Source organism: Protofrankia sp. CiP3, from assembly GCF_917627345.1.
In the GTDB taxonomy this organism is placed as follows: Bacteria; Actinomycetota; Actinomycetes; order Frankiales; family Frankiaceae; genus Protofrankia.
The window spans coordinates 1-8,448 of the sequence record NZ_CAKJTM010000151.1 but is presented as its reverse complement, the minus strand read 5'-3'; the positions used below and the strand labels follow the sequence as shown (position 1 = coordinate 8,448).

Sequence of the window (8,448 nt, the reverse complement as noted above, 5' to 3'; positions counted from 1 at the left end):
GGGTCCCACAGGATAGATCGTGACCGTGTACTCCCCGCCGCCGGTCATCGGCCGCCGGCCCGACGCATCGACCGCGCCAGCGCCGCACCCAGCAACATCCGCCCCCCGCCGGTGCCGGGACGGTGTCCACGAAGAAGAACAGCGGCGTCACCTGATAGTCGTGCCAACCGCTTTCCACCGCGAACAACTCCGCCGATGCAGGCGAATCAAACGTGATCGTCGTGTCGCGGACCCGCCGTTCCCCGCCCGGCTCGAAACGCACCACGCCGTAGAGGACGGGCATCCGTCCGCCCGTATTTCCGTCGCCTGTTGTGTTTTCTTCGGTTGCCGTCACCGGCCCCACCGTCCCGTCCCATCGGCTGTGTTAGACGCCGACCCGACCCCGCGGAGACAAACGCCCAACACGGGGCAGGGCCAGCTGTGGCACAGCCTCACGGCACAACACGAGCCAACGAAAGAGGACGTTCCCATGTGAACGGCCCCTGGCCTCAGCCGGCAATCCGTTAGTGACCGCAACATGCCCGCTCACTAGGTGAAGTTTCCCTCCCTGTCGGGCGTAATCCGTGTACCGTCGGCGCCAGTCCTGCCACGAGACGTGTCCCCCTCTCCCGGCCGGAAGGTTGATCAAACATGTCGGCTTTTTCGCACGGCCCGTACACGGTGTCCGCACGGCTCCTTGCCCGCGACGACATGCGCGCCGCTCTCGCCGCCCGCGACTTCGGCACCGCCTTCCGCCTGATGAAGAAGTACGACGCCGCCAGTCAGGACCGCATCGCCTCCGCGGTCGAGGGACTCGACCAAAGCCGCGTCAGCAAGATCGTGCACGGTCGGGACCGGGTGGCCTCCCTGGAACTAAGAGCGACCGGCAATAGGCGCGATCAGTCGCGCCGCCGAGGCGCGCTCCTCGCAACGTTGGCGCTGGTCGTAGCCTCGCCAACCAGAGTCGATCTACCTGTCACACTAAGATCTGTAAGCCTATTGCCGGTCGCTCTAAGAGAGCATCTCGTTCAGATTAGGCGAAGTTTGTCGGATCCGGTACACGGCAATTGCCAGGATTCGGGAATGGCGAGGTGGGGCATCGACTCACCTGCGCCGTCATCTGCACCGCCTGAGGCGGCTCTGACGCGGGATGGTTCGACTCTGCCCCGCCTCACCACCGCCAGAAACCCGACTGAAACATCACAAAAATGAACGAGATGCTCTCTAAGGCCGGTACGGCAAAGATCCCTACCTTACGGAGGTGAATGTACACCATGCATCGGAGACCTTGGCTGTTGGGTGCCCTGGCGACTACCCTGATGCTCACGATGGCGGTGGCCACGGCTCAGGCCGCGCCGCTGGTGAACCGGCCGGCTGCCGAGCTATTCGGCACCCACCCTCTCTACGGGATCGCCGGCAACGGCGTCAACTCGGCCACCGGCAACTACTCCCGTACCGGCGCCGACCTCGCGTTCCCGGTCGGGCTGCTGGGCTGGGGCCGCACGTACAACTCGCTCGACAGCAGTACCGGGCCGTTCGGCCGGGGCTGGACCCCGGCGCTGAGCGCGCACCTCGTGGTCGGCGGCGACGGATCAGTGTCGTTCCACGACGACGACGGACGGGTGCTCACCTTCGCCCCAGCGAGCGGCGGCGGGTACACCCGGCCACAGGACCTCGATGCGGATCTCACGCGCAACGCCGACAGTACGTTCGCGCTGCGGTACCTGTCCGGTGAGGTGTGGACCTTCGACTCCTCCGGCCGCGGACTCGCCCGGTCCGTGCAGGGTACGCAGATCACCTTCCAGTACGACGACCATGGCCGGCTCGCCACCGTGAGCCACTCCGCCGGCCAGAGCCTCGCACTGAGCTACGACGCCGACGGTCGGATCACCTCAGTCGCGGCTAACGACGGCCGTACCGACTCGTACCGGTACGACGACACCGGCTTCCTCGTCTCGGTCACCGGGCCCAACGGGCTTATGGAGAAGTACGCCAGCAACGCTGGACTGGTGGGCAAGGTGCTCGACGCCGAGGACCGGACCATCGTCGTCAACGGGTACGACGCCAACGGCCGAGTCAAGCACCAAGATTACGCCTCAGGCGGCAGCGCCGACTTTGTATACGACACCGACGCCGGTACCGCGACGGTGACCGGCACCGGTGGCAGCCAAGCGGTGTACCGGCACGACGCGGGCGGGCGGCTGACCACGGTCACCGACCCGGCCGGCGGCACCTTCACCCAGACCTTCGACGGTAGCGGGCACGTCACCGGTGCACACAGCGCGGGTGGGCTGGCCATCGACCTGGCGTACGACGGCCGGGGCAACATGGTCAGCCGCACCATCGCCGGGGCGACCACCCGGTACGCGTACGACGCGCAGGACCGCGTCACGAGCGTGACGGACGCGAGTGGCGCGGTCACCAAGTACGGCTACACCGGGGACGACCGGATCCCCAGCCAGGTGACCAATCCGAGCGGAGCAGTCAGCTCGAACACCGTCGTGGCCGGGCTCGTCACCGAGGCCGTGGACGCGACCGGAGCCAAGACCTCCTATGCGTACGACGCCGGGCGGCGATTGGCCTCGGTGACCGATCCCGTGGGCGGCACCACGAAGTTCGGGTACGACGCGGTCGGCCACAACACCACCGTCACCAGCCCGCTCGGTCGGGTGACGAAATACGACTACGACCCGGCCGGTCGTCTCGTCGCCTGTACGGATCCGGGCGGCGCGGTCACGCGGTACCACTACTCGTCCGCCGGCCTGCTGCTGGACGTGACCGACCCGACCGGCGCGACGACGAAGAACACGTACGACGCGAACGGGCGGCTCGCCGGCCGCACCGACGGGCTCGGCCGTACCACGACGTACGAGTACGGGCTGACTGGGAACGTGGAGACCGCCACGAACCCGAACGGAGGTACCGAGAAGTTCTCCTACGACCCGTTCGGCCGCGTCAGCTCGGTCAGCGACGCGGCTGGTGCAGTGATCAGCTACGGGTACGACGCGGACGGGCGGCAGACCCAGCGCACCGCGCCGGCCGGTACCAAGGTGACCCGGTACGACAGCCGTGGCCTGGTCGTCGCCAGCACCGACGCAGCCGGCCGTACCACCACCTACGAGTATGACGGCAACGGGCGTCTGATCAGCGTCAACGACCCGGTCGGCAATGTGTCGCGTACCGCCTACGACGCGAACGGTCGGGTGGTCTCACGGACCGATCCCACCGGCGCGGTCACCCGGTACACCTACGACGCGGCGGGCCACCTGCTCACCACCACCGACCCGCTCGGCCACGTCACCACGAACACGTGGGACGCCGCCGGACACCTCGTGTCGGTCACCGACGCGATGGGCGGCGTAACAAGGTACACGTACGACGCCGACGGGCGCAGGACCTCGGAGACGTCAGCGGCGGGTCTGGTCGTCCGGTTCGAGTACGACGCCACCGGGCGGCTGGCCAAGACCACCGACCCGCGCGGCGGGGTCACCGCGTACGGGTACAACCCGCGCGGGGACCAGACCTCGGTGGCCAGCCCGACCGGCTCCACCAAGCATCTGGAGTACGACGCGGCCGGGCAGCTGACCCGCAGCGTCAACGGAAACGGAGCGGCTACGGCGTACACGTACGACGGCGCCGGGAACCTCACCTCGATCACCGAGCCCAGCGGGTCGGTCACCCGGTACACGTATGACTCGGCGGGCCGGCAGACCTCGTCGACCGACCCGCTCGGCCGGGTCACCAAGCAGATGTACGACGAGTCGGGCAACCTCACCTCGGTCACCGACCCGGCCGGCAAGACGCTGCGCATGGCGTACGACGCGGTCGGCGAGCTGCTCAAGCGCACCGGTTCGGACGGCACGACCGAGTCCTACACGTACGACGCCGGCGGGCGGCGGGCGAGCATGACCGACGCCACCGGTACCACCGCCTACACCTACGACGCGGCGAACCGGATCGCGTCCTACACCGAGCCGGACGGCGCTAGCTACGCGCTGGGCTACGACGCCGCCGGCCGGCGGATCAGGCTGACCTACCCCGACAAGCTGACCGTGCAGTACTCGTACGACAACGACGGCCGGCTCACCGGCATCTCCGACCCGCGCGCCGGCACGACCACCTACACGCTCAACCCGGACGGGCTGGTGCTCGCGGAGCAGCTGCCGGACGGCATCTCCCGCGGCTACGGCTATGACGGCGGGCTGCTGGTGAAGTACCAGGAGGCCGGGGCCAACGGCCCGAGACAGGACACCACATTGGTACGGGACGCCGATGGCCGCGTCATCAAGCAGTCCGACCAGGGCCGGACCTACCAGTTCGGGTACGACAGGGCCGGTCAGCTGGTGAGCGTGGACACGCCTGGGCACGACGCCATGGCGATCACGTACGACGCCGACGGCAACCGTACCGGGGTCACCGGGCCGGGTACCCGCAAGACGCTGCGGTACGACGCCGCCGACCAGCTGGTGTCCAGCGACGACGGCCCGCAGCACGTTGACTACGGGTACGACCCGTCCGGCCGGCTGATCAGCCAGACCGGGCACGTCGACTCGCTGAACATCGACTACAACTCGTTCGGCCAGGCGGCGACCCGCACGGTGACCCACGGCGGCGAGACGACCGTCCAACGGCTGACCTACAACGGGGACGGGCTGCTCGTCGGCTTCGTCACCGGGCACGACCCGGGTGACGTGGCGCACTTCCAGTGGAGCGTGGGCGACCAGGTTCCGCAGATCCTCCAGGCCGACGGCGTGACCGACTTCGTCTACGGGTACGGGCGGGTGTCCGCGGACACCGCGCACGGCTCGGACGTGTTCTCCCGCGACGTGTACGGCTCGGCGGTGCGTACGCCGCAGACCGCGGACTGGGCGCAGGGGCTGCGGTACGACGTGTTCGGCAGCCCGGACAACGCCGGCCAGCCCTCGCTGACCGGGCCCCGCTTCGGGTACCGGGGCGAGCTATCGATCGGCGACGACGCAGTGTACCTGCGGGCCCGCTGGTACGAGCCGGACACCGGTCTGTTCACCTCCCGCGACCCGCTCTCCACGCTGGTCGGGCAGACCCGGCCGGCCAGCCCGTACCCGTACGCGGACAGCGACCCGCTCGACAAGGTCGACCCGGCCGGCAAGTTCGCGCTGTTCGACTTCATCGGCCAGCTCCTGTCGTTCCTCCAGGAGCCGCCGGCCTGGCTGCACTGCTGGGAGCACCCGGACCCGGGCAACGACCTCGGCCGGCACGAGAAGTGCTTCCAGGGCCGGGGTCCGCTGTGGACGCGCGGATGGAACATGTCCGAGGACTGCCTGAACGGCGACGAGGGCTGCCTCGGCGACCTGTGGAACTCCGGTGCCGAGGAGAAGGCGGCGCACGCCCTGGCGATCAACGAGCTGGCCCGCCAGGAGGAGTCGTGGTGGAGCCGGTTCAAGGACGACCAGCTCGGGCTCGGTACGTACATCAGCCAGGACATCGACTGGGAGGTCGGCGACAACCCGGGCGTGCCGGGGGTGGCCCCGGACATCGGGTACGCCGGGTTCCGGATCGACATCGTGACCAAGGAGACCAACATCTACGAGGTCAAGCGGTATGAGGGTGAGTCGACCACGGCTGACGTGGACGCCCAGCTGCAGCGATACCAGGACACCGCGCTGTACTGGTACGACATCACCTTCCAGCGGGGCACCGAACTGCAGCACTGGGCGACCACCTTCCCGGTATACCCGCACTGGTACACGATCTTCCCGACCGAGGTGTACGTGTGGGGGCTAGGCAACAAGCCCGGCCACGTCTACTTCGCCGACGACGGGGACCGGGTACCCTCGGGCGCCCGGGCGAAGGCCGACGAGAATGAGGACAACGGGAACAGCGAGGCCGAGCAGGGGGCGCCGCCCTGCGTCTGGTGCATCCCGATCCCGATCATTCCGGAAGTGCCGGTCGTCCCAGTGTAGGGAGCGAACAGATGGCGGTCAGTGTCGAGCGGGGTCTGCTGGACCGGTGGCGCAGCGGCAGCAACCTGCTGCTGCGGGTCAGCTCACCGGAGGATTCGGCCCGGCTCCGCTCGGCACTGGCCGCGGCGCTGGCGGACATCGCGGCGCTGGGCCCGGCGTACCTGTCGCCGGTGATCGCCGTACCGGGTGGCCAGCTGCTGATCGTGGACTTCGGCGCGGCCCCGGCGTCGATCGTCCGTACCGTGCCGGACCTAGTGGCCCGGCACCTGACCGGGGCCGGCGTCGAAGAGGCGCGGGTCGACACGCCGGAGCGGATCGGGGACCGGTACTCCACGGTCACCGGGTTCGGTCCGGCGGCCCGGGCATGGCTGCGCGGACCGCTCGGCGTACCGCTGGGTGATGCCCCTCGCGGAGCGCCCGACTACCTGCTGGACCTGGCCGCGGCGTGGGTCCGCGCCGGTCAGCCGGACCTGCCACCGCATGGGGTGATCGTGTCGGCCGAGGTCGCGCTGACCTGGCCGACGGTGGCGGCGGCGCTGGTCCCCGCGCTCGCGACGTACGCCCCGGTCGCGGTGGTGGCCAGCGACTTCGAGACCGCCGGCTACGCCGCCGCGGTGGACGGCAAATTCCTGGGGACGCTGCCGCAGGCGGCGCTGACCGCGGCCGGCGCGGGGTGGACCGGCGCGGAGGTCGCGGCGGCCATGGTGGGTCAGCGCGATCTCGCCCGGGCCCACGCCGGTGAGTTCGCCTGGGCCGGGGTCACCGCGGTACCGGACGCCCGGGACCTGCTGTCCGCGCACTGGACGGATCGTGAGCCGGTCGCGCCCGGGGCGCACCGACCGGGCGGCGAGCACGTGCCGGAGCTGCTGGTACCGGACGGGATGTGGTATCAGGTGCTATCCCCCGGGCACGTGCAGCGGTTGGGCGGCCCCCCGCCGGGTGCGCGCCCGCTCGCGGACGGCTGGGTGGAGCTGACCGTGGGCGAGGCGGAGCAGTGGGTACCGGGGCATCCGGACCGGCCGGATGTCCTCGCCGACGCCCGGGAACTGCTCGCCGGATGCCTGGTCGACGGGGCTACCGCTATGGCGCTGACCCGCGAACGGATGGCGCGGGCGCGGGCGCGCGACGTCGACGGGTTCTTCCGCCGCCGGTGAAGGGTGTGGCCCGCGACCAACGATCTTGCAGAAACTGGCGCTTGAGCGCGGGACAGTGATCATGGCGTGTGGCGCGTAGGTTACGTTCCGTGTCTGCGGTCGAAGCGGTTGAGGAGGAAGAGAAGGGTTTCCTGAACGCGAGGCAGGTCGCGGCGTACGGCTGTTTCGACGGCGCGCCTTCTGTCGATGAGCTTGAGCGGTTCTTCTTCCTCGACGACGAGGATCGCAAGCTGATCGCCAAGCGACGTGGCGATGCCAGCCGGCTCGGATTCTCGCTACAGCTGACGACTGTACGGTTCCTGGAAGACCCCCTCGACGTCCCGTCGGTGGTCCTCGACGAGCTCGCAGCGCAGCTGCAGATCGCCGACCCGTCCTGCGTGAAGTCGTATGTCGAGCGGGCGAACACCAAGTGGGAGCACCGCCGGGAGATCTGCCGGGTCGACGGCTGGCGGGAGTTCGCCAGCGTCCGCGACGAGCTGACCAGGTGGATCGATCACCGGGCGTGGACCACCGGGGCGGGCCCGAAAGCGATCTTTGACGGTGTCGTGGCGTGGCTGCGGCAAGGGGCTTGAGCAGCAACCGAACGGTCAGTGGCGTTAGCGGGGGTGCCACCGAGATACGGAAGAAAGGGACCACCTACCCGGCTACCCCCCGTTACCGGTCGCCGTGGGGTAGCCGGTAACCTGCCAACCGCGTCGGCGAGGGTGGAGACGGGGGTGGCAGGTGGCGTCGGTCGACCGGACCGCCTACCCGCGGTTCAAGCGGACGACCTCGGCGCGGGAGCTGCGCGAGGCGTTCACCCCGGCCGCGGACGAGACCGCCTGGGCCGAGGAGAAGACCACCACAGAGCAGCACCGGCTGGCGCTGTTGGTGCTGTTGAAGAGCTACCAGCGGCTGGGCTACTTCCCCAACCTGGCCGAGGTCCCGGACGTCGTGGTGGCGCACGTGCGCGGCCAGCTGGGCCTGGACCAATCGGTGGCCGCCGAACACGACGCGGCCAGCACCGCGAAACGACACCGCGGGTGGGTCCGCGCCCGCCTGGGGGTGACCCACGAACCGGCGGAGGTCCGCGCGATCGCCGAGGTCGCGCTGCGCGCGGCGGCCCAGGTCAAGGACAACCCCGCCGACATGATCAACGCGGCGCTGGACGAGCTGGTCAAGGCCCGCTGCGAACTGCCGGGCTACACCACCCTCGACACGATGGCCGCCACGGTGCGCACCGAGGTCAACACCGCCCTGTTCACCACGGTCGCCTGCCGGCTCGACGCCGCCGAGCGCACCCGAATGCTCGGCCTGCTCACCGTCGACCCGGCCACCCGCCGCAGCGACTTCGACCGGGTCAAGGACACACCTCCGGCGGCCACCGTCAAGGA

At 69.6% G+C, this 8,448-nt stretch carries 5 protein-coding genes; 4 read left to right on the top strand and 1 reads right to left on the bottom strand.

What is annotated here, in order from left to right:
* Positions 1 to 334 (bottom strand): hypothetical protein (locus tag MJ797_RS24805; protein WP_239341842.1); only part of this gene is annotated, 334 nt, incomplete at its 3' end.
* A gap of 919 nt (positions 335 to 1,253) precedes the next feature.
* On the opposite strand from MJ797_RS24805, the gene MJ797_RS24800 reads away from it, so the two are divergent.
* From MJ797_RS24800 to MJ797_RS24785, 4 genes are all read left to right on the top strand, one after another.
* Complete coding sequence (locus tag MJ797_RS24800) at positions 1,254 to 5,921, top strand: DUF6531 domain-containing protein (RefSeq protein WP_239341839.1); 4,668 nt, start codon at positions 1,254 to 1,256, stop codon at positions 5,919 to 5,921.
* A gap of 11 nt (positions 5,922 to 5,932) precedes the next feature.
* Entirely contained in the window at positions 5,933 to 7,075 is a 1,143-nt protein-coding gene (locus MJ797_RS24795) for a hypothetical protein (RefSeq protein WP_239341837.1), read from the top strand.
* Between the two features lie 89 nt (positions 7,076 to 7,164).
* Positions 7,165 to 7,647 (top strand): DUF4158 domain-containing protein, encoded by a 483-nt coding sequence (locus MJ797_RS24790; protein ID WP_239341835.1) that lies wholly within the window; start codon positions 7,165 to 7,167, stop codon positions 7,645 to 7,647.
* A 151-nt stretch (positions 7,648 to 7,798) separates the two neighbouring features.
* The coding region (locus MJ797_RS24785) for a DUF4158 domain-containing protein (protein ID WP_239341833.1) at positions 7,799 to 8,448 on the top strand (650 nt) is incomplete at its 3' end.

Excerpts from the sequence above, each read along its gene's own strand:
- MJ797_RS24800 (WP_239341839.1), top strand. The coding sequence starts at position 1,254 with ATGCATCGGAGACCTTGGCTGTTGGGTGCCCTGGCGACTACCCTGATG.
- MJ797_RS24795 (WP_239341837.1), top strand. The coding sequence starts at position 5,933 with ATGGCGGTCAGTGTCGAGCGGGGTCTGCTGGACCGGTGGCGCAGCGGC.